This is a genomic window from Streptomyces sp. AK010 (assembly GCF_014207295.1).
GTDB classification, from domain to species: domain Bacteria; phylum Actinomycetota; class Actinomycetes; order Streptomycetales; family Streptomycetaceae; genus Streptomyces; species Streptomyces massasporeus.
In genome coordinates, this window is the sequence record NZ_JACHCX010000035.1 from 26110 (window position 1) to 46244 (window position 20135).

At 72.9% G+C, this 20135-nt stretch carries 17 protein-coding genes and 3 pseudogenes; 5 read left to right on the forward strand and 15 right to left on the reverse strand.

Annotation, left to right across the window (positions count from 1 at the left end; genetic code table 11):
- Nucleotides 1-6 precede the first annotated feature (6 nt).
- From HDC93_RS36205 to HDC93_RS36215, 3 genes are all read right to left on the reverse strand, one after another.
- Nucleotides 7-840: an MHYT domain-containing protein gene (locus HDC93_RS36205; protein ID WP_185015023.1), complete on the reverse strand. Its 834-nt coding sequence runs from the start codon at nucleotides 838-840 to the stop codon at nucleotides 7-9.
- Between the two features lie 121 nt (nucleotides 841-961).
- Nucleotides 962-1717: a dienelactone hydrolase family protein gene (locus HDC93_RS36210; protein ID WP_185015024.1), complete on the reverse strand. Its 756-nt coding sequence runs from the start codon at nucleotides 1715-1717 to the stop codon at nucleotides 962-964.
- A 157-nt stretch (nucleotides 1718-1874) separates the two neighbouring features.
- Nucleotides 1875-2495 (reverse strand): L-threonylcarbamoyladenylate synthase, encoded by a 621-nt coding sequence (locus tag HDC93_RS36215; RefSeq protein WP_185015025.1) that lies wholly within the window; start codon nucleotides 2493-2495, stop codon nucleotides 1875-1877.
- Nucleotides 2496-2667: 172 nt separating this feature from the next.
- Here HDC93_RS36215 and HDC93_RS36220 point away from each other — a divergent pair, with 172 nt between their 5' ends.
- Entirely contained in the window at nucleotides 2668-4161 is a 1494-nt protein-coding gene (locus tag HDC93_RS36220) for a helix-turn-helix domain-containing protein (RefSeq protein WP_185015026.1), read from the forward strand.
- A 231-nt stretch (nucleotides 4162-4392) separates the two neighbouring features.
- Here the strand turns inward: HDC93_RS36220 and HDC93_RS36225 are convergent, their stop codons facing one another.
- Genes HDC93_RS36225 through HDC93_RS36250 form a run of 6 tightly spaced genes read right to left on the reverse strand, consistent with a single transcriptional unit; the run spans nucleotide 4393 to nucleotide 9927 of the window.
- Nucleotides 4393-5619 (reverse strand): cytochrome P450, encoded by a 1227-nt coding sequence (locus HDC93_RS36225; RefSeq protein WP_185015027.1) that lies wholly within the window; start codon nucleotides 5617-5619, stop codon nucleotides 4393-4395.
- Nucleotides 5616-6854: a cytochrome P450 gene (locus HDC93_RS36230; RefSeq protein WP_185015028.1), complete on the reverse strand. Its 1239-nt coding sequence runs from the start codon at nucleotides 6852-6854 to the stop codon at nucleotides 5616-5618. Before HDC93_RS36230 ends, HDC93_RS36225 begins: the two co-directional genes overlap by 4 nt.
- The gene (locus HDC93_RS36235) at nucleotides 6851-7477 is read right to left on the reverse strand and encodes an ATP/GTP-binding protein (RefSeq protein WP_185015029.1); all 627 of its coding nucleotides are present in this window, start codon (nucleotides 7475-7477) and stop codon (nucleotides 6851-6853) included. Before HDC93_RS36235 ends, HDC93_RS36230 begins: the two co-directional genes overlap by 4 nt.
- Nucleotides 7449-7811, reverse strand: coding sequence for a DUF742 domain-containing protein (locus tag HDC93_RS36240; protein WP_185015030.1), 363 nt, complete (start codon nucleotides 7809-7811; stop codon nucleotides 7449-7451). Before HDC93_RS36240 ends, HDC93_RS36235 begins: the two co-directional genes overlap by 29 nt.
- Complete coding sequence (locus tag HDC93_RS36245; protein ID WP_142166142.1) at nucleotides 7808-8230, reverse strand: roadblock/LC7 domain-containing protein; 423 nt, start codon at nucleotides 8228-8230, stop codon at nucleotides 7808-7810. Before HDC93_RS36245 ends, HDC93_RS36240 begins: the two co-directional genes overlap by 4 nt.
- Nucleotides 8227-9927, reverse strand: a complete 1701-nt coding sequence (locus HDC93_RS36250; protein WP_185015031.1) for an ATP-binding protein — start codon at nucleotides 9925-9927, stop codon at nucleotides 8227-8229. Before HDC93_RS36250 ends, HDC93_RS36245 begins: the two co-directional genes overlap by 4 nt.
- Before the next feature lie 579 nt (nucleotides 9928-10506).
- Here HDC93_RS36250 and HDC93_RS39080 point away from each other — a divergent pair.
- A complete protein-coding gene (locus HDC93_RS39080; protein WP_260419972.1) occupies nucleotides 10507-11151 on the forward strand; it encodes a hypothetical protein in 645 nt (214 codons plus the stop codon).
- A 204-nt stretch (nucleotides 11152-11355) separates the two neighbouring features.
- Nucleotides 11356-13014 carry a catalase gene (locus HDC93_RS36260; protein ID WP_185015032.1) on the forward strand — a complete coding sequence of 553 codons (1659 nt, stop codon included), beginning with the start codon at nucleotides 11356-11358 and terminating at the stop codon, nucleotides 13012-13014.
- A gap of 4 nt (nucleotides 13015-13018) precedes the next feature.
- Here the strand turns inward: HDC93_RS36260 and HDC93_RS36265 are convergent, their stop codons facing one another.
- Together HDC93_RS36265 and HDC93_RS36270 are read right to left on the reverse strand one after the other, a co-directional pair.
- Nucleotides 13019-13873 (reverse strand): fructosamine kinase family protein, encoded by an 855-nt coding sequence (locus tag HDC93_RS36265; RefSeq protein ID WP_185015033.1) that lies wholly within the window; start codon nucleotides 13871-13873, stop codon nucleotides 13019-13021.
- 56 nt (nucleotides 13874-13929) lie between these two features.
- On the reverse strand, nucleotides 13930-14385 hold the full coding sequence (locus tag HDC93_RS36270; RefSeq protein ID WP_185015041.1) for a hypothetical protein: 456 nt from the start codon (nucleotides 14383-14385) through the stop codon (nucleotides 13930-13932).
- Between the two features lie 215 nt (nucleotides 14386-14600).
- Here HDC93_RS36270 and HDC93_RS36275 point away from each other — a divergent pair, with 215 nt between their 5' ends.
- Nucleotides 14601-14924 (forward strand): hypothetical protein, encoded by a 324-nt coding sequence (locus HDC93_RS36275; RefSeq protein ID WP_185015034.1) that lies wholly within the window; start codon nucleotides 14601-14603, stop codon nucleotides 14922-14924.
- 15 nt (nucleotides 14925-14939) lie between these two features.
- On the opposite strand, the pseudogene HDC93_RS36280 reads toward HDC93_RS36275, so the two are convergent.
- Nucleotides 14940-15473: pseudogene (locus tag HDC93_RS36280) on the reverse strand (hypothetical protein).
- Nucleotides 15470-16102 (reverse strand): hypothetical protein, encoded by a 633-nt coding sequence (locus HDC93_RS36285; RefSeq protein WP_185015035.1) that lies wholly within the window; start codon nucleotides 16100-16102, stop codon nucleotides 15470-15472. Before HDC93_RS36285 ends, HDC93_RS36280 begins: the two are co-directional and overlap by 4 nt.
- A gap of 376 nt (nucleotides 16103-16478) precedes the next feature.
- On the opposite strand from HDC93_RS36285, the pseudogene HDC93_RS36290 reads away from it, so the two are divergent.
- Nucleotides 16479-17086, forward strand: a pseudogene (locus HDC93_RS36290) (serine hydrolase domain-containing protein); the annotation flags it as partial.
- 61 nt (nucleotides 17087-17147) lie between these two features.
- Here the strand turns inward: HDC93_RS36290 and HDC93_RS36295 are convergent.
- Nucleotides 17148-18515 (reverse strand): alpha-lytic protease prodomain-containing protein, encoded by a 1368-nt coding sequence (locus HDC93_RS36295; protein WP_185015037.1) that lies wholly within the window; start codon nucleotides 18513-18515, stop codon nucleotides 17148-17150.
- 144 nt (nucleotides 18516-18659) lie between these two features.
- Nucleotides 18660-19965: pseudogene (locus HDC93_RS36300) on the reverse strand (alkaline phosphatase D family protein); the annotation flags it as partial.
- Between the last annotated feature and the right edge of the window lie 170 nt (nucleotides 19966-20135).

Consider the following 20135-nt stretch of genomic DNA (forward strand, 5'->3'; position numbering starts at 1 on the left):
GGCAGCTCACCACTTGCGCGTGGATGAGGCCGACGCGCGCCATGAAGGGCGTTTCGGGGCCGGCGAGTCGGCGGCAGGAGCGTGCGGCCGGGGCGCCGGCGACCGCTCGCCCAGCACCAGCAGGGGATCGAACATCACCACGACCCCGGCCAGCAGCAGGAAGACCACCGGTCCCAGCAGCATCGGCAGCAGCAGGGAGGTGGGTGAGTCGCCCGCCCATGTCCCGCCGGTCGAGTCGTGCACATGGACGCTGACGGCGGCCATGCCCGTGTAGTGCATCCCGGACACCGCCACGCCCATCACCAGGCTCGCCCCGAGGCTCGTCAGGAAGCCGCGGATGGTGACGGCCGACCACAGTGCGGCGGTCGCGGCGCCGATGGCGATCAGTACGGACAGCGCGACACCGACCGGGTCGTAGCCGACCTCGCCGTTCAGCCGCATCGCCGCCATGCCCAGGTAGTGCATGCCCGCCACGCCCAGTCCGGTGATCGCGCCGGCGGCCGCCAGCGTGACGCCGCCCGTGCCGCGGTGACCGACGATGAACACGCCGACGCCCACCACGACGACGGCCACGACGAGACTGAGCACCGTCGTGGCCGCGTCGTACCGGATCCGGGTCTCCTCCACATGGAAGCCGATCATGGCGATGAAGTGCATCGTCCAGATGCCGCATCCGATGGAGGCGGCGCCTAACGCCAGCCATCCCGCCTTCCAGGACTGCGCGTCGAGCAGCGAGCGCACGATGCACCGCAGCCCCAGCGCCCCTCCCAAACAGGCCATCAGATAGGCCGCCACCGGGGTCACCGCACCGTAGCGGAACCCGTCGACCGTGCCGTCCATGAGCCAACTCCCCCCAGAGTCCTGGCTGGTTTTCAGCAAGGTCTACGCGCTCGGATCACGGGAAAGCAAGCCCTTACCGTCGGTAGGCCGTCAACGCGCGTTCCCAAGCGGTCGATTGGCGTCAGAATGTGCGCTTCAGCAGGTCGAGCAGCACCGACCAGTGCCGCTCGTCGCCCTCCTGGTGGTACGACGCGGTGTCGGCCTGCGTGAAACCGTGGGGCGCGCCCGTGTACACCTCGCACCGGTGGCGGACGCCGGCGGCCGTCAGGGCGTCCTCCAGGCGCTCGATCTGCTCCTCGGGCAGGGAGGGGTCCTGGTCGGCGTGGCCGAAGTACAGCTCGGCGGTGACCTTGCCGGCCACCAGGTGAGGGCTGTCCGGGGTGTCCGTGGCCAGCCGCCCGCCGTGGAATCCGGCCGCGGCGGCGACCCGCTCCGGGTAGGTGCCGGCGGTGAACAGCGAGAGGCGGGCGCCCATGCAGTAGCCGGTCAGCGCGACCGGGCCGTCGGCCACGGCCGGGTGCCCGTCCAGCCAGCCCAGATACGCGCCGGCGTCCCGCATCGCCAGGTCGGGCGTCAGGGTCTGCATGACCGGGACGATGCGCTCGAATATCTCCGGGCGGGCCCCCGGGTCGATGAACTCGGGCAGGTCGAACAGCGGGGCGCGACCGTGCCGGTGGAACAGGTTCGGCACCAGCACCGTGTAGCCCTCGGCGGCCAGCCGGTCGGCCATGGACCGCAGTTGCGGGCGCAGTCCGAAGGCGTCCATGAAGACCAGGACCGCCGGGTGGGCGGCCCCGTCGTCGGGGTGGGCCAGATACGCGTCGGCGGTGCCGTCCGCGGTGGGGATGTCGACGGCGGTTCCCTGTACGGCGGTCATGGCTGGGTTGCCTCTCTGCGGGGGTGGGGGCCAGGAACCCGTCCGCGTGCGTGACCGGGCGGATCACGCTCATCGTGGCACGCCCGTTCCGGGGGCATTTCGCCCACCCCCGGCACGTGGTTCAACTATGAACGACCCTTGGTTCCCGCTTTACCGTCTACTCGAACCGTGAGGCGTCCCCCGCGCCGTACCGCACGATCTCGGCCTCTCCGCCGGAGAAGTCGACGACCGTCGTCGGTTCGGTACCGCAGTCACCGGAGTCGACCACCCCGTCCAGCACGTGGTCGAGCAGGTCCTTGATCTCCCAGCCCTGCGTCATCGGCTCCTCCTCGCCGGGCAGCAGCAGGGTGCTGGACAGCAGCGGCTCGCCGAGCTCCGCGAGCAGGGCCTGGGTGACGACATGGTCGGGGATGCGCACGCCGACCGTCTTCTTCCTGGGGTGCTGCAGCATGCGCGGCACCTCCTTCGTCGCGGGCAGGATGAACGTGTAGCTGCCGGGCGTCGACGCCTTGATCGCGCGGAACACGTCGTTGTCGATCCGCACGAACTGGCCGAGCTGCGCGAAGTCCTGGCACACCAGGGTGAAGTGATGCCGGTCGTCCAGCTTGCGGATCGTACGGATCCGGTCGATGCCGTCCCGGCTCCCGAGGCGGCAGCCCAGTGCGTAGCAGGAGTCCGTCGGGTAGGCGACAAGAGCGTCGGCACGGATGCTGTCGGCGATCTGGCCGATGGTGCGGGGCTGGGGGTTGTCGGGGTGCACGTCGTAGTACTTCGCCATCCGCCGAGCTTATGCCGCCGGTGCGGGTCGGCGGCGCAGGAGGGGGGCCGGGCCCGGGGAAGCGGGACCCCCCCGGTCCGCGCGTCCGGTCGGGGCGAGGGCCTCAGGGACGTGAGGTAACGTCCCCGACCGGTGCGCCGGAGGCGGTGCGAGGAGCGAGGGGAAGGCCGAGGTGACAGGCCGAGAGGACGACAACCGGCAGCGGGAGACGCAGGCCGGCACGGATCCGGCATGGGCGGAGGAACTGCTCGAGCATCTGCGGCCGGCGGGGCGCGACGTCCGCAGGGTCGTCGCCTGGCTCGCCGGCACCGTGGGCGCGACCGTGGCCTTGCAGGACGCCGCCGGGAACCTCGTCGCCGGACACCGGCTGCCCCTGGACGAGGACTTGGTCACGGACATCACCGCCGGCCGGCTCGCCTCCGCTGCCTGGGAGAGCCGGGAGCGCCACCTGCGTCTGGTCGGGGTGGAGCACCCGTCCCACACCTGCGTGCTGGCCGTCTCCCGGCAGGACCCCTTCGACCGGCGGGCCTCCGAGGTCGTCACGCACACCGCCCAGGTGATCGAACTGCTCCTGGCGGCGGGCGAGTCGACCGCGGCGGGGCAGCGGCTGCGCCGGGCCACCGCCGACCTGCGTCTGGCGATCCTGCAACTGCTGATGGTCGAGGACACCATCGCCGCCCGCCGCGTCGCCGCCGGACTCTGGCCCGGCCTGCTCGACGCCGAGACGGCGTGCGTGTACGTCGTCGAGTCCGCTCCCGCCGAACGCGACCGCGTCGCCGAGGAGTGCCTGGACAGCACCCGGGAGGACGCCCTGGTCGTGCGCTGCCCCGCCATGGACGGGCACGTGATCGTCGTCAGCCCCCGGGAGGCCACGGGGGACGCCCTGCGGTCCCTGGTGGGACGGCATCCGGACCTCTTCCTCGGCGGCAGCGTCCGGCAGAGCCTCGCCCGGACCGCCACCGCCTACGGGCAGGCCGTCAGCGCCCTGGCCGTCGCGCACTTCCGGCCCGACAAGACGGCCGTCTACGCCGAGCGCACCCACCCCGAGCGCCTCATGGACCCGGTGGCGCTGCGCGGCTGGACGTCCCGGGTGCTGCGCCCGCTCGACACTCTGCCGCACCACACCCGCGCCGAACTCCTCGCCACCAACCGGCTCGGCCTGGAGTTCACCGCCGTCAACGCCGCCAAGGTCCTCGGAGTCAGCCGCAACACCGTCCGCGCCCGTATGGAACGCGTCGAGACGCTGCTCGGCACGGACTTCGCCGACCTCACGGTCCGGGCGGTCGTCCACCTGGCGCTCAACACCCAGATCGGCCTGCCTGACGCCCGGCCCGACGACGGCACCGACGACCCGGGGCTGCGGCTCGCCGACCTGCTGTCCGGCCCTGGCGTCCGCACCTGGGCGCAGGACCTGCTGAGCCGGCTGGACGCCGACATCAGGAACCCGCGCCGGACGCTGCGCACCTGGATCGCCGCCGGCGGAAACGCCGAGCGGGCCGCGCAGGCCCTCGGTGTGCACGCCCAGACCGTGCGCGAACACGTCCGCAGCGCCGAACCCGTCCTGGAGCGCCAGTTGCTCGCCGCGGGCACCGATCTCTACGAGGTCGTGCTGGCCCACCTGGCCGTGGGTGACCTCGACGTGCCGGATTTCCATCGTCCCGGGTGAGGCTGTTTTGCCTCTCGGGCAATCGGTCGGCCCGGTCCGGGCGGGACGAAACCGGGCCATCCGGACTCGGCTGTGCACGGGTGAGCCCTGCTGAGCGTGTAGCGGGCATCGACACGGTTCACAAGGGCTCGGCCATGGACGTAAGTTCAACTACCGCGGGGGCACGACCGGAACGGGGGACCGGTCGCGCTCCCGTGCGCCGCCCTGTGAGGCGGCGTGCCCCCGGTGGCGTCAGCCCCGCAGCCGCACCGGGATCTCCTGCCAGCCGAACGCGATGAACGACGGCACCTGCCGCAGGCCCCCGTCCCCCTCGGCCAGGCGCAGGCCGGGGAACCGTTCTAACAGCGCGGGCAGCGCGGTGAGGGCCTCCAGCCGGGCCAGTGGTGCCCCGATGCAGCGGTGGACGCCGATCCCGAACGACAGATGGTCGTCGGCGGCGCGCGCGGCGTCGAACCGGTCGGCGTCCTGCCCGTAGTGCTCGGGGTCGAGACCTGCGGCGGCGTAGGTGGTGATGATGGCGTCGCCCGCCGGGATCGTGACGTCCCCGACGGTGAGGTCGGTGACGGCGAACCGCAGCGGCAGCGACGCGATCGACGGGTGGGCGCGCAGTGTCTCGTCCACGACGGCGTCCCAGCCGATCTTCCCGGCGCGAACGGCGGCCAGCTGCTCGGGATGGCGCAGCAGGGCCACGACCGCGTTGCCGATGAGGTTCACGGTGGTCTCGAACCCGGCGCCGATCACCAGCAGCAGCGTGTACAGCAGCTCCTCGTCGCTCAGCCGGTCGCCGTCCTCGTCGCGGACCCGGATCAGCTCGGTCGTGATGTCGTCCCCGGGGTGCTCGGCCCGGTGGGCGATCAGCGCGGGCAGCACCGTCCCGATCTGCCGCTGCACGGACGCCGCGTGCTCCGGGCTCGGATCGGAGGTGTCCATGATGGCCGCGATGAGCCGGCCGGTGTCCTCCCACAACGCGTCCGGCACACCCATCAGTTCACAGATCATCCGCATCGGCAGCGGATGGGCGAGGCCCGCCTTCACGTCCACGACCTCGCCGTCGGCCGCCTCCAGCGCGGCCAGCAGCTCCGACGTGATCGCCTCCACCCGGGGCCGCATCGCCTCGGTGCGCCGGTGCGTGAAGCTGGGAGCGACCAGCTTGCGCAGCCGGGTGTGGTCCGGGCCGTAGGTGGAGAGCATGTTGACCACGCCGACCCAGCCGAGGATCCAGCCCCAGGAGGGATGTTCGCCGATCTCGGGCCACAGCCGCCAGTGCAGCCGCGGGTCCCTGCTGACCCGGGGGTCGAGGATGAGCTCCTTCAGCGTGCCGTAGCGCGTGGGCGCCCAGGCGGGGATGCCGCCGGGCAGCTCCACGGGCACGATCGGCCCGAGGGCGCGCAGCCGGGCGCTCTCGGCGGCGATGTCGGCGCCGAACGGGTCCAGAGCGATGCGGTCGGTGACGGTCACGGTCGTCCTCCTGGCTGGTCGGGGGAGCGGGGGCTGAAACGGACGGGCAGCGCCGTCAGAGAGCGGTGGAACGGACCGGGCCGCCACGTCAGGCGCTCGCGGGGCAGCACGGGTTCGAGGTCGGGCAGCCACTGGGTGAGCCGTTCGATCGCCTCGGTGGCGATGAGCAGCGTGTGCTGCTTGACCGGACAGGCGTGCGGGCCCGCCGACCAGGACAGGTGAGAGGCGTCGGACGGGTGGCGGTCCGTGCCGCGCTCCTGCTCGGCGGCCTGCGCGAGCGCCCCGTAGGAGATCACCACCGGCACCGCGGCCCTGATCCACACGCCGTGGAAGGTGACGGGCGTACGGGCGTAGTGGATGCCGTAGTTGGCGAGCGGCGTCTCGTGGTGCAGGACCTCCAGCACCGCGTCCGTCACGGGGCGGGCGCCGCTGGTCAGCGTCGAGTAGTAGGCCGGGTTGCCGAGGATCCGGGAGAGCGCGTTGGACACCAGGTTGGCCGTCGGCTCGTGCCCCGCGCCGAGGGTGAGGAACACCTGCCAGGTGACCTCCTCGGGGGTCAGCCCCGCCGGATGGTCCAGCAGCCAGCTCGGCAGGTCGTCGCCCCGCTGCTCGCTCTTGGCGGCGATGAGCTCCAGCACGTAACCGCCGAACTCGGCCTCGCCCCGGGCGGCCTGGGCACCGCCCTCGATCAGTTTGCCCAGCGCGGCGTCGAGCCGCTCGCTCGCGCTGTCCGGCAGCCCGAACAGGCTGTTGAACACCAGCGCCATCAGCGGCCGGGTGAAGTCGCCCACCAGGTCGGCCTCGCCGCGCGGCCCGATCCGGCTCACCAGCAGGTGCACCGCCCGGTGCACCCTGGCCCGCAGATCGTGCGGTTCCACCAGGTCGAAGGCGTCGATCAGCGAGGTGCGGTAGCGCAGGTGGGCGCCCCCGTCCGCGAACAGGGTGTTGGGCCGCCAGCGCATCATGCCGAGCACCGGCGAGTCGTCGGGGACGGTCGCCTCCCACGGCCGGGGATCGTGCGAGAACGTCTCCGTGTCGTGCAGCAGCTCCAGCGCCGCCCGCCGGTCGGTGACGACGTACGCCGGGACACCGGGGGCGAGTTCCGCCCAGCCGACCGGGCCGTGGGCGCGCAGGGCGGCGTAGTAGGGGTGGGGGTCGCGGGCGAATCCGTCCTCCCACAGGCGGACGGGCGCCGCGAGGGAGAAGGCATGCTCGGCGGGGGACGGGTGGGTCACCGGGGCTCCGGGGGGTGGTGGTCGATCAGGTGCTGCACCAGCGCGAGCAGGGCGTCGATCGAGGAGTTCGCCTCCCGCGCGTCGCAGGTCACCATCGGGGTCGTGGGCTCCAGGTCGAGGGCGGCGCGCAACTGCTCGGGCGTGTGGTGGCGGGGTGCGTCCGGGAAGGTGTTGAAGGCGACGGCGTACGGCAGCCCGGTCTCCTCCACCAGCCCCAGCACGTCGAACGAGGCGTCGATCCGGCGGGCGTCCACCAGGACGAGCGCGCCGAGCGCCCCGTAGGCGATGTCGTCCCACAGGGACCGGAACCGCTCCTGGCCGGGCGTGCCGAACAGGTACAGCACGACGTCGCCCGGCAGGCTGATCCGGCCGAAGTCGATGGCGACCGTGGTGGTCGACTTGTCCCGTACGCCGGCGAGATCGTCGACCTGCGCGGACGCCTCGGTGAGCTGCTCCTCCGTGTGCAGCGGGCGGATCTCGGAGACCGAGCGGATCAGGGTGGTCTTGCCCACCCCGAACGGCCCGGTGACCAGGATCTTCACCAAGTCCCGGGCGGTGTCGGGAAGGTGGATGTCCGTGGCGCCGGGAAGGTCGTCAACGGTGCTTGAGGTCGCGGAGGCCATCGGCCACTCTCTTCAGCAGGTCGGGGTCGAATCGGCGGGCGGGCGGGATCGGCGCGCGGGCCAGTACCAGGTCGCGGTCGAGGAGGTCGGCGGCCAGCACGAGCACCGCGGAGACCGGCAGCCGCAGCAGGGCCGCGGCCTCCTGCACCGTCAGCGACCCGTACTCCAGCTCCTCCAGCAGGGCCGCCTGGGCGGCGGGCAGTTCCGCGGGGGCCTGCTCACCGCTGCCGGTGAGTACCGACAGCCGCTCCAGATGGGCACGGCTGGGCCGCGCCACCCCGCCGGTCGACAGGTACGCGGGAACCAGGGGACGGCCGCCTCGGCGGCCGGTCATGCCGGCGTGTCGCCGTCGGCACCCCGGGGCCCGGCGGCCATGGCCTTCTCGCCCAGCCGTGCCACCTGCGAGTGCACCCGGTGGGCGAGCAGGTCGAGCCGCACCTCGGGGTCACCGTAGGCGGCGACGCAGGTGCCGTGGTCCGTCGGCACGATGAGCACATAGCCGTGGTCCGACTCGATGACGACCTGCCGGATGTCGGCCCGGTCGGTGTCGGCGAACGCGGCCGCCGCGGTACGGCAGGCACCCTGCACGGTGCTGGTGATGGCCGCGACCCGCTCGGCCGACGGCCGCGACAGCGCGTCGGTGTAGCCGGTGACGAGCCCGTCCCGGGTGAGCAGGACGGCGGCCACGACGTGCGGCACCTCCAGGACCGGTTCGAGCACCCATGCCGTGTCCCCCGCTGCGCGGCTGGTCATCGAGCCGTTCCCCCTTCGTGGTCGTTGCTGTCGGTGTCCTCGCACGCCCCGTCGGCCGTGGTCGCGGCCGGCGCACCGTCAGATACGGCTGGGACGGCTGTGGTGTTCGGCCCGGCGGCGGTACGCGCCGCGGCGGTGCCGGACTGGAGGGCGCCGAGGGCGGCGGCGGACTCCTCGGGGCGGCGGGGACGGCGCTGTGGTGCCGCTTCGGCCGCGGGACGGGCAGATGCCGCGGGCTCGGCCGCGGCGGTGCCGCTGGAGTTCGTGGCGCGGCCGCGGCGACGCCGCTGAGGGAGGCCGCCGCTCTCCCGCGGGCCGTGGTGACCGGGGACCGGGGTGTCGTCGCCGGCGTCCTGCTCCGAGCCGTAGCCGTGATCGTGCTCCTGGCTCGCGGTGGCGGTGGCGGCGGTGGGGGGCGGTTCGGGACTCCCGGGCTCGGCGGCCGGCCGGGAGCCGTCGGACTCGGTGGCCGGGGCGGATTCGGGCTCGTGCGGCGGGGCGACGGATTCGGGCTCGTGCGCTGGGGTGGCGGGGACGGGCCGGGGCGCGGGGGGCGTCCCGGGCAGGGCGGCGCCCGCACCCCTCGGTGTGCCGGAACCGCTTCCCGAGCCCCGCACCACCGCCTTACGGGTCGAACGCGGGGCGCTGGCCGCCGGGGGCAGTTCCTCGGGGTCGATGCGCGTCAGCAGGTGACTGTCGACCCGCAGCACCGCCCGCACCCCGCCGTACGGCGACGGGGACGACACGTCCACGGACAGATCGAACTGCCGGGTCAGCTGGCCGATGGCCGCGAGCCCCATGCGCGGCGGATCACCGAGCTCGGTCAGCAGGATCGGATCCGAACCGGCGACCATCCGCTGGGCCCGGGCCCGCTCGTCCTGCGTCATACCCAGACCGGCGTCGTCGACGGTGACACAGACACCGTGGTGGACCGCCTCGAGATTGACCACGACGTCCGTGTCGGGCGCGGAGTGCCGCAGCGCGTTGTCGAGGAGCTCGGCGACGATGATGGCGACCGGCTCGACGGCGTGGGAGACCAGGGCCGTACCGGAGTCCAGGTGGTTGGCGACCCGGACGCGCCGGTAGCCCGCGAGCCGGGCCTGGCCACCCGTGACCGCGTCCACCAGGTGGGATTCCTCCCGGGCGAGCCCCACCCAGGCCCCGCACACCACGGCGGCGATCTGCGCGCGCCGCAGCGACTGCTCGTTCTCGTGGTCGAGCTCGAACAGCGTCTGCGCCAACTCGGGATCGTCGTAGCGCTGTTGCAGTCCGCGCAGGGCGTCCTGCAGCCGGTACAGGGCCGCCTGGATCTCCCGGGTGGCCCCGCGCATCCCGGCCTGTGCCGCGGCGTCGATCCGGGTGCGCTGCGCGGCCAACTCGGCGTGCAGCCCGTTCAGGACCTGGTCCAGGGCGAAACCCAGGGGCGAACCGGCCAGTTGCGGGTTCAGCGGGCCCGGCACGGTGACGTGGGAATGGGCGGCCTGCCGGGCCGCGGCGGGCAGCCGCCGCGCCGCCAGATGCTCGACCTCGGAAGTGAACGTCCGTGAGGTGCCGTCGAGTTGCGCCCGCAGCGCGGCCGTCTTGGCGCGCTGCGCGGCCAGGTGCCGTCGTGAGCGCAGCAGCCCGCCGCCGAGGGCGAACGCGGACAGTGTGCCGAGGGCGAGGGCGCCGACGGCCAGGTCCGGTACTTCGATCATCGAGTCGATTCCAGGAGGGAGTCGGGCAGGGCTGGGTCCGAGGGGCTCTGGCGAGCCACCCGCAGCACAGTACACACCGTCATCGACCGGTCTCGCACGGTGGAGTGCCACTTCGTTCCGAAAGTGATCGGTGTCTGTGGGCATCCGAGGCAAGTGTCTGAATTGCCATACAGAGGAGGGGAGTTGGTGGTGCGTGGGAGTCTGACCGACCGGCACGGCGCCGTGCCGGGGTGGGTGCTGCACGTGACGGGCGTACCTCCTGCAGTTCTGGCCCGCCCCGCCCGAGCCGGACCGCGTCCTGAAGGAGACCTCGCGGACCGCCGCCTACTGGCACCGCTACGCCCGGACGCCGCCACCCCCTCCCACCCCTGCCGAGCGTGCCGAAACCGCACGCCGGGAGCGCCTCGCGCGAAAGACGGAGGAGCGGGAGCAACAACTCGCCCTCGAACGCCGGCAGTGGGGCGGACGCCTGCCGAGTGACGCGCTGCACACGGTCGGCGGCCACGTCAGCGGGCTGCGCGACTTCGACCCCGCCCTGCTCCACGCCATCGACGCCGGGGCCCCGCCGCCCAGCGCGCGGTGGCCCGGTTCGCCGCCCGCCGGGCCTGCGAGGCGGCCGGACTCACCGCCCTCGGCCGGGTCGCCCACGCGCTCACGGCCCTGGCCGAAGACCTCCCGCTGCCCCCGCCCTTCGACGACGACGCCCGCATGTGGCACGCCCTCGCCTCCGACCCGGACGTCCCGGACCGCACCGTCGGCCGGGCCGTCCCGCCCGAACGGCCGCCCTCCGAGTCCGCCGACTCCGCGCTCACGTCCGGGCTGTTCCAGACGGCGGCACCGTTCGTGGTGGGCCTCGCGGCGGCCTTCGAGGAGCCGCGCGACCCGTCGCCGCCGGACCGCGCGACCCGTCGCTGCCGGACGAGGAGCCGCGCGACCCGTCGCCGCCCGACAAGGAGGGGCAGGACCCGCCGCCGTCGGACCCCGTCTCGAGCCCGCTCGTCGCGATGCTCACCGTCGGCCGCCCGGACCCGTCCCTCCGCATCTCGCAGCCGCACATGGCCCTGCCCGCCGTGCCCGCCGCCGACCCCGACCCGCTCGGCGGCTCTCGACGCCGTCTACGCGGCCGTAGTCACCTACGGCGAGGACCATCCGGCCCTCCTCGCGGAGGTCCGGTCCTTCTGCGAGGAGCGGCCCGCGCCACCGGTGCCCCGGTTCACGCCCTGACCATTCCGGCAGGCCCCAGGTGTGACGGAGCGTAGCGACGGTGCCGTCCCCGGCTCGGGGGAGGGCACCGCCGTCCGACGAAATCCGTGGCACGTGAGTGACTCCGCCTCTTCGGGTACCCGGCCCGTCCCGCCGGGACCGGCCGGGCGCCGCTCGCGGCGGCGCCCGGCCGGCCGCGGCCCCGAGCCGAAGGAGCCCCCACACATGACGGATGTATCCGGCACCGGCCCCGCACCGGGCGACGACCGCGAGGTACTCACCAACCGCCAGGGCCATCCGGTCCACGACAACCAGAACCAGCGCACCGTCGGCGCCCGCGGCCCGGCCACGCTGGAGAACTACCAGTTCCTCGAGAAGATCAGCCACTTCGACCGGGAACGCATCCCTGAACGCGTCGTGCACGCCCGCGGCGTCCTGGCCTACGGCCACTTCGAGGCCTACGGCACCTGGGGCGACGAGCCGATCAGCCGCTACACCCGGGCCAAGCTGTTCCAGGAGCGGGGCAAGCGCACGGACGTCGCCGTCCGCTTCTCCACCGTGATCGGCGGCCGCGACTCCTCGGAGGCCGCCCGCGACCCGCGTGGTTTCGCCGTGAAGTTCTACACCGAGGACGGCAACTGGGACCTGGTCGGCAACAACCTGGGCGTCTTCTTCATCCGCGACGCCATCAAGTTCCCGGACGTCATCCACGCCCTCAAGCCGGACCCGGTGACCTTCGAGCAGCGGCCGGGCCGCATCTTCGACTTCATGTCGCAGACGCCCGAGGCCATGCACATGCTGGTCAACCTGTTCAGCCCGCGCGGCATCCCCGCCGACTACCGCCACATGCAGGGCTTCGGCGTCAACACGTACAAATGGGTGAACGCCCAGGGCGAGACCAAGCTGGTCAAGTACCACTGGATGCCCAAGCAGGGTGTGCGCAGCATGACCGAGGAGGACGCGGCCAACGTCCAGGCCGACACCCTCGGCCACGCCACCAAGGACCTGTACGAGGCCGTCGCCCGCGGTGACCATCCGGAATGGGAATTGCTCGTCCAGATGATGGACGACCACGACCACCCCGAGCTCGACTTCGACCCGCTGGACGACACCAAGACCTGGCCCGAGCAGGACTTCCCGCCGCGACCGGTGGGCCGGATGGTGCTCGACCGGATGCCGGAGAACTTCTTCGCCGAGAACGAGCAGATCTCCTTCGGCACCGGTGTCCTCGTCGACGGCCTGGACTTCTCCGACGACAAGATGCTCGTCGGCCGTACCTTCTCCTACAGCGACACCCAGCGCTACCGGGTCGGACCGAACTATCTCCAGCTCCCCGTCAACCAGGCCAAGAACGCGAAGGTGCACACCAACCAGCGCGACGGCCAGATGGCCTACCACGTGGACGGCGGAGGCGAGAACCCCCAGGTCAACTACGAGCCGTCCATCACCGGTGGCCTGCGCGAGGCCCGCTACCCGACCCACGACGAGCAGGGCCCCGATATCCACGGCCGGCTGACCCGCAAGCGCATCCCCCGCACCAACGACTACCTCCAGGCCGGTCAGCGCTACCAGCTGCTGGAGGACTGGGAGCGCGACGACCTGGTGAAGAACTTCATCGGTCAACTGTCAGCGTGCGACCGGGCGATCCAGGAGCGCATGGTCTGGCACTTCCTGCTGGTCGACAACGACCTCGGCCTGCGGGTCGGGGAAGGGCTCGGCATCGGACCGGAGGACGTGACCTCGCTGGAGCCGCTGGCGAGCCAGGACCTCACGGACGACGACCGCGAACGCCTCGCCGACCTGGGCAGGAACAAGCCGCGCGACGTCGAGGGCCTCACCATGACCCACTGCGTCCCCGACACGCGGCACGTCGTGACCCGCTGACCGCTCACCCCGCCAGAACCGTACGGGCCACCGCGAGGGCCTGTTCCGCGTAGCCCCGGCCGAACAGCACGGCGTGCACCAGCAGCGGAAACAGCTGGTGCACGCCGACGCGCTCCGTCCAGCCACCGGCGAGCGGTGCCTCCTCCTGGTAGCCGTCCAGCACCTGGTCCAGATGCGGACAGCCGAAGAGGCGCAGCATCGCCAGATCGGTCTCGCGATGCCCGCCGTGCGCGGCCGGGTCGATCAGCCACACCTGCCCGTCGGCCGCCCACAGCACGTTGCCGCTCCACAGATCGCCGTGCAGCCGCGCGGGCGGCTCCGCGGGCCCCGCCAGCCCCGGAAGCCGCTCGCACAGACGCTCCACGACGACCGCCTCGCCGGCTCGCACGGTGCCCTCGTCGACCGCCCGTCGCAGATAGGGCAGCACGCGCTGCTCGGCGTACCAGCGCGGCCAGTCGGCCGCGGGCTCGTTGCGCATCGGCGCGAGCCCGATGAACGCCTCCACCGGCCCCTCCGGCGGGGGCGCGCCGAACGCGGGTGCCCCGGCGGCGTGCAGCGTGGCGAGGTCCCGGCCGAACCGCACCGCCGCCTCCGGGCCCGGACGCCCCTGCGGAACCCGCTCGACGACGAGCCAGCCCTCCTCGTGGCCGTGCACCCTCGGCACCCGCACACTTCCCGCGGCGGCCAGCCAGCGCAGCCCCGCCGCCTCGGCCCGCGCCGCCCCCGGCGCGTCGGACCGCTTGACGACCACGGCCCGCCCGTCGTCGAGGGTGACTTCGGCGAGAGCCCCCGACAGCGGCCTCTCGTCCCTGACGGCCCGGCCGGTGTGCCGGGCCACGACCTCCGCACGGGCGGCCATACGTACTCCCTTTCAGCGCCGTGCCCGACCGGCACCCAGAGTACGACGACGGCTGCTCAGCCCTCGGACCCGCACTCCACGTCGAGCAACTGGATCGGGCGCGTGGCGTCGAGGTCGACGTACGCGGTGAAGTCGGCCTTGTCGGAGCCGCCGTTCCAGTACGTGCTGACCGTCGCCCAGCCGACCCGCGCCGACTGGGCCGTCGTGACCGGGCCGATGTCGATGGACGCCGGGATGTTCTGCGCGCACAGCAGGACGTCGAACTCCGGGTTGTCGGCTACCTTCTCCTTGAGCTGCGGCGAGATGCCGTAGGTGCGGGCGAAGTCGCCGGGGCCGTGCTCCCCGTAGAAGTCCTCCAGGAACGTGTGGATCTCCTGCGCGGTGTAGCGGTCGTTGCTGTCGGTGGCCGGCGCGGCGGCGGCCGGAACCGCGGCGGCCGCGATGCCGAGGGCGGCGACACAGCCCACGGCGACGACACTCCAGTGGTTCGGGCGTGAGGCGTTGCGGAACATTCTCGATACCCCCGTGGTGGTCACTTCTCCGTGCTCCCCGGGCCGTTCGCCCGGCGAGCCGATCGCAGGAGCAGACCTCTCGCCCCCGGCACCCGTTGCACCGCCCCCGAGGGCTGTTTCGAACCCCGGACATTCGCCACCCGCCGGTCACGCGGGGCGGTGAAATCCCGCCGCCGGCCGACAGAACCGGCCTTCGCCGGGGAAGCAGTGGGGTCATGACAAGCTCACCGTTCCAGCGCACCATCGCCCTGCCCGCCCCCGTGTGCGAACAGGCCGCACAGCATCTGGAGCAGGCCGCGCACCGGGCCATCGACGGCGTCGCGATCCCCCTGAAGGCGTTCCGCACGGCCGCCGACAACGACTTCACCCTGCCCGTCTCGGTCGTCGAGCAGGCGGCGGCCTGTCTGCTGGTCCTCGCCACCGAGACCGCCCAGACCGTCCGTCCGTCCGCCCTGCGCGCCACCATCAGTGTCGCGCTTCGGCTGCGCGACGCGGTGCAACTGGCCCATCAGCCCGCCCTCAGCAGCAGGTTCTGGTGAACCGGGGCCGGTCTCTCAGGCTCCGCGGAAGGCGACCTCGACCTGCCTGTGGCGCAGCCCCTCCAACGTGGTGTGCTGCCGCCGGGCACGTTCGATGAGGTCGTCGAGCTGTCGCGGGTCGAGACGCATGTCCGTGGCGGCCAGATCGCGGAGCGTCTCCCAGCCCGCCGGCTCGCCCTCCACTCCCAGCGCCAGCGCCTCCAGCTGCCACAGCATGCTCAGCGGGGACCGCCGTACCAGGCTGCCGTTGCTCTTCGGCCGCCCCACCTGCTCGGCGGCGCGGCCCGCGTAGACCTTGTAGCGGCGCACCGGCACGTCCAGGCGCCGCATGATGTGCAGCAGACTCGTCCGGTCCTCGGCGATCCCGGCGGCCACCGGGGCCAGCGCGTCGGCGAGCGGGGTGCCACCGCACGACCGCAGCAGGTAGCGCACCCGCGCGGTCCCGGCGGTGGCGCCGGCGAGATGGTCGTTGAGTTAGATGCCCAGCAGGGACATGTCGGTGGCCGGGGCACGCCGGGCGTCCGGGGAATCCGCTCGCTGTTCCGTCATGACGCAGCTCCTGTGGTACTCCGGTCCTGCCCCACGGTCACCGTCGTGGTGACCCGTACGAGGCAGGGACGGCGGGGTGTCGAGCCGGATCCGAAGCGCACCGGAGGCTGGACCGGGGCGAGAGCACCGAGGTCGTCGGCCCCGAAGGTGACGGTGGCCGAGGTGACCGGGTGCAGATCCCGGGCGCCGTACCACTGGTGCCGTCCGGTCCGGGCACTGGCATGGGTGTGTGCTCCCAGCAGCAGTCGGGCGGGCCGGTCCCACAGCGCGATCCAGCCCGGGCGGGTGGCGAGCGCGCCCGGCACCGCCCGCAGCGCGAGGCCCGGCAGGCTCCTGCGGCCGGTCCCGAACCGCAGGTGGAGCGGCGGGGCGGTGACGGTCCAGTGGCGGCGGTCGGCGACCCGCACCTCGACCGGTACGACCCGCACCTCGTCGAAGACATAGGTGCCGGCGACGAAGTCGGCCGTCTCGCGCGTCGGCGCCAGCAGCAGCCGGCGTCCGTCGGCCTCCTCGACCATCACGTCACTGAAGGGCCCGAACGGCGAACGTGGCCAGTGGCCGAGCACCACGCGGGCCCCGGACGTCGTGCCGATCCCGGCGATCCAGCCGTCGAAACGCAGCGCCCGCACCGGCGACCGGCTGCTCGCACGCGGGGCCGGACCTGCGGATTCGGGTCGGTGAGAGGACACGCGGGCCGAGTGCCCGGCGCGTCTGTGGCGAAACGGACGGCGACGCCGCGCGCGGCGCCCGGGGGGCGGGGTGCCGGTCCTCCCGCTCGGCGCCGCGGGTCGGTGCGGGTGCCTGTGCTCGGTCGACGTTCTGCTCGGTCGACGTTCGCTCTCAGGGGTCCTTTCACTATGAGCGTCCGATCAGGGCGCGTGGTCTGGTGCCGTGCGTGGCAAGGCGCCGGGAAGCCCTCGTAGCGGAGCTACTAGGGCTTTTCGGCAACGCGGCGAGGTGCGGTGCCAGGCCGCGCGACCCGGACGGGCATAGTGAAAGGACCCCTTAGTCGACGCCTGCCTGCGCCACCGGCAGCGGCACCGCCCGGCACCCGCTGGCGCTACTCCGACTACGGCGTCGCCGTCCTCGGACACGCCCTGGCCGCCGCGACCGGCACACCGTGGGAGGACCTCGTCACCGACCGGGTGCTGCGCTCGCTCGGCCTCGACGGCACGACCCTGCGCGCGGACGACTCGGGACTCGACGCCGTCGGGCACGGCAGGGACGGCGAGACACCCGTGCCCCCCTTCCACGCGAGCGGCTTCCAGGCGGCCGGCGCCGTACGCGCCACGCCGCAGGACCTGCTCGCCTTCCTGGAGGCGCATCTGTACCCGGGCGAGGCACCACCGGAGCTCGCGCCCGCCCTGCGCACGGTGCGCCGCCCCGTGCTCCGCAGAGGCCTGACGCACCGGCACGCGCACGCCGTCGCCTGGTTCCGTCACCCCACCGACGGCGGACCGCTGTACTTCCACAGCGGCGCGCCCCAGGGCCAGCAGGCGTTCCTCGGTTTCCGCCCCGACACCGGCACGGCACTGGCCGCCGTCTGCACCCGCCGCTTCGGCGCCCACGACCCGTTCGTCGCCACCGCGTACGCGTTGCTGGCCGGGGAGTGACCGGGCCCGCCCGGCGCCGGCGGCACAGGCCGCTCCGGCGCCGGACAGCCCTGACCCTTCGTCACACCCGCTGCCACAGGGCAGGAGTGCCGGCGGGCGCCCAGGGGCCCTGGGCCTGGTGGGTCTGCAGGCACTGGTAGCGCACACCCGCGTGCGTCACCGTGACCCCGGCCTCGTACACGCGGCCCGCGGCCCAGGTCTGCGCGACGTTGCCCTGCGGCGCCGGGGTCTCGGCCTCGGCGGTCTTCAGAGTGAGGCCGAAATCGCTGAGCAGCGTATTGATCGGCTGGTAGTACGTGGTGCCGCCGGTCGTGCAGTCGCCGGAGCCGCCGGACGTCACGCCCTGCGCCTGGACGCCCGCGACGTACGGCCCGCCCGAGTCGCCCGGCTCGGCGCACACCGTCGTCCGGGTCAGCCCGTCCACCCTGCCCTCGACGTAGCTGACACTCGTGTCGTGCTGCTCGACCTTGCCGCAGTGCCACTCCGTGGCGGAGCCCGATCGGCAGACGGCCGCCCCGACGAGCGCCTGGACCGAGCCGGTGATCTCCACCGTCTGCCCACCCTCGCCCTTCACGTTGGGCGTGGCCTGCCACGGGTCGCTGACGGCCACCCACGACATGTCCTTGCCGGGGAAGGTGGAGGCCTGGAAGGTGCCCTGCGCCGCCTGGTTGTACCCGGTGGTCTTGGCGCCCTGCTTGCCGCAGTGGCCCGCCGAGGCGAAGCCCTCCTGCTCGCCCTTGGTGACGGAGAAGCCGACGGAGCAGCGGGCGGTGCCGTCGATGTAGTAGGCGTCGCCGCCGGTGAGATCCTCCATGAGCCGCGGCCGGTTCTTCGTGACCTTCACGCTCACGCTCTTGCCGTCGAGGCCGGCGGCCTTGACGAACGCGGCCGCGGCGGCCTTGCTCCCGGCCTCCACCACAACACGGTTGGCCGGGATGTCGACGTACCACAGGGGCGTCTCGCGGGTGCTGACCCGGGCGGCCGCCGCGTCCAGCTTCTGCTTGGCTGCCCGCAGGTCGGCCAGCGGCTTCCTCACGACGGCCGCCTTCGCGCCCTGCGCCTTGATGGCGGGCACGTCCGTGGCGTCCGTGGTCGCCACCATGAGCTCCTGCGACGTCGTGCCGCGCAGCCAGGCTCCCGCGAAACGGTCACCCAGGGCGTTGCGCAGACGCCCCGCCCGGGTGCCCGCCTCCGCCTCGCTGACCAGCCGCCGGGACGCCTGAGCCGGTGTCAGCCCGAGGTCGCGTTCCAAGGCGCGCAGCATCGGGGCCGACGGCCGGTCGGCGCCGAGGGTCTGGGCGGCCGAGGGCAGAGGGCCCGCAGCGGGGGTCGGCTCGGCCGCCACGGCGGCCGGGATCCCGGTGGCGACGAGCGCGCCGAGCGCGGCCAGCGCCACCCGGCGGCCGGTCACGGCATGTCTGTGGACCATGCGATGCGTCTCCTTCGATCACAGCGTTCGATACGGGTCTCGATACGCATGGCCTAGCCGGAACGGCCCGGTGTGATGTCCCGGCCCGTCCCGGTTCGCGCTTTGGTGCGGGCAGGCGGCGCCATGTGCAGTACGGCAAACGCCTCAAGCGGACTTCAGGCCGGGCGGACCCACCTCCGTGACGAAGGGCGCGGTCGTCGAGATGCCGCCCCCGGGCGTCGTGGTGGCCGGCACGGTCCGGAAGTCGACCTGCGAGAGCTCGCGGTCCATGTCCACGCGGACGTTATCCGCGCCGGCCGTCGAATTGCTTGATGTGGGGGTTGGCCTTCATGTACGTGTCCCACTCGGCGGGCTCGCTGTGTCGTTGCCGCCACTGGCGACGGAGGTGCAGGTGAAGACCGTGCTGACCGTCTTGGAGGCCGGGTCGTCGAGGTTCTCCTTGATGTCGAAGGCGTATCCGATGTGGACGTCGCCGGTGAGGACCATGAGGTTGGAGATGCCCGCGGCCTTCGCGCCCGCCATGACGCGGCCGCGGGAGGCCCGGTAGCCGTCCCAGGCGTCCATGGAGACCCGGGCCGGTTCGGTCAGGTCGAACTTGCGCCGGGAAGAAGCACACCTGCTGGGGCAGCACGTGCCACAGCGCGGTCGACTTCTGCCAGCCGTCCAGCGGCCAGCGCTCCTGATCGGCACCGGTGAGGGTGCGTGCCGGATCGTCGGACTCGGGGCCCGGTGCGTGCGGCCGGTCGTTGCAGTCCTGGTCGGAGCGGTACTGGCGGGTGTCGAGGATGGCGAACTGGGCAAGCGAACCCCAGGTCAGCCGCCGGTAGGGCCGGGCGTCGGGACCGTTCGGCAACTGCTCGGCGCGCAGCGGCTGGTTCTCCCCGTACGCCCGGCAGGCCGCGGCCCGCCGCACCAGGAAGTCCTCCGGGGCGCTGCCTTTCTCGTCGTAGGCGCCCGCGTAGTTGTTCTCCGTCCCGTGGTCGTCCCAGGTGACGACGGACGGGTGCGGGGCGTGCGCGGCCTGGAGGTCCGCGTCGCTCTTGTAGAGCGAGTAGCGCATCCGGTAGTCCGCGAGCGTGGTCGCCTCGCGGTTGAACACGTCGGGCAGCTTGCGGTCGGTGTAGCGGCGGGCCCCGCCGGCGGAGTCGACGGCGTACTCGTACAGGTGGTCGCCGAGGAAGAAGACCACGTCGACGTCTTCCTGCGCCAGATGCCGGTAAGCGGGGTAGTAGCCGTCCTGGTAGGCCTGGTCGGCGACGGCGGCCAGCCGCGGGCTGTCGGCCTCGCTGCCCGGGGCCGGGGCGGTGCGGGTGCGGCCCACGGAGCTGATCCAGGCGCCCACCCGGAAGCGGTAGTAGTACTCGCTGTCCGATCGCAGGCCTTTGACGTCGACGTGCGCGCTGCGGGCGTACTCGGGGTGGTGGGCCGCGGCCGTGCCCTCCTGCTCGACAGGACGAACCACTAGTCCCAAGGCCGTTCAGTTTGCGGTTGGGGGAGGTTGTCAAGGGCCTGCGGGTGCGAGGACTTCGATGCCGGTGGTGGCTTTGTAGCTGGTCCGGTCGATGTGGGGGCCTCGGGCCTGGTACTTGGAGATGGCGCGTTTGACGATGCGGGGGCTGA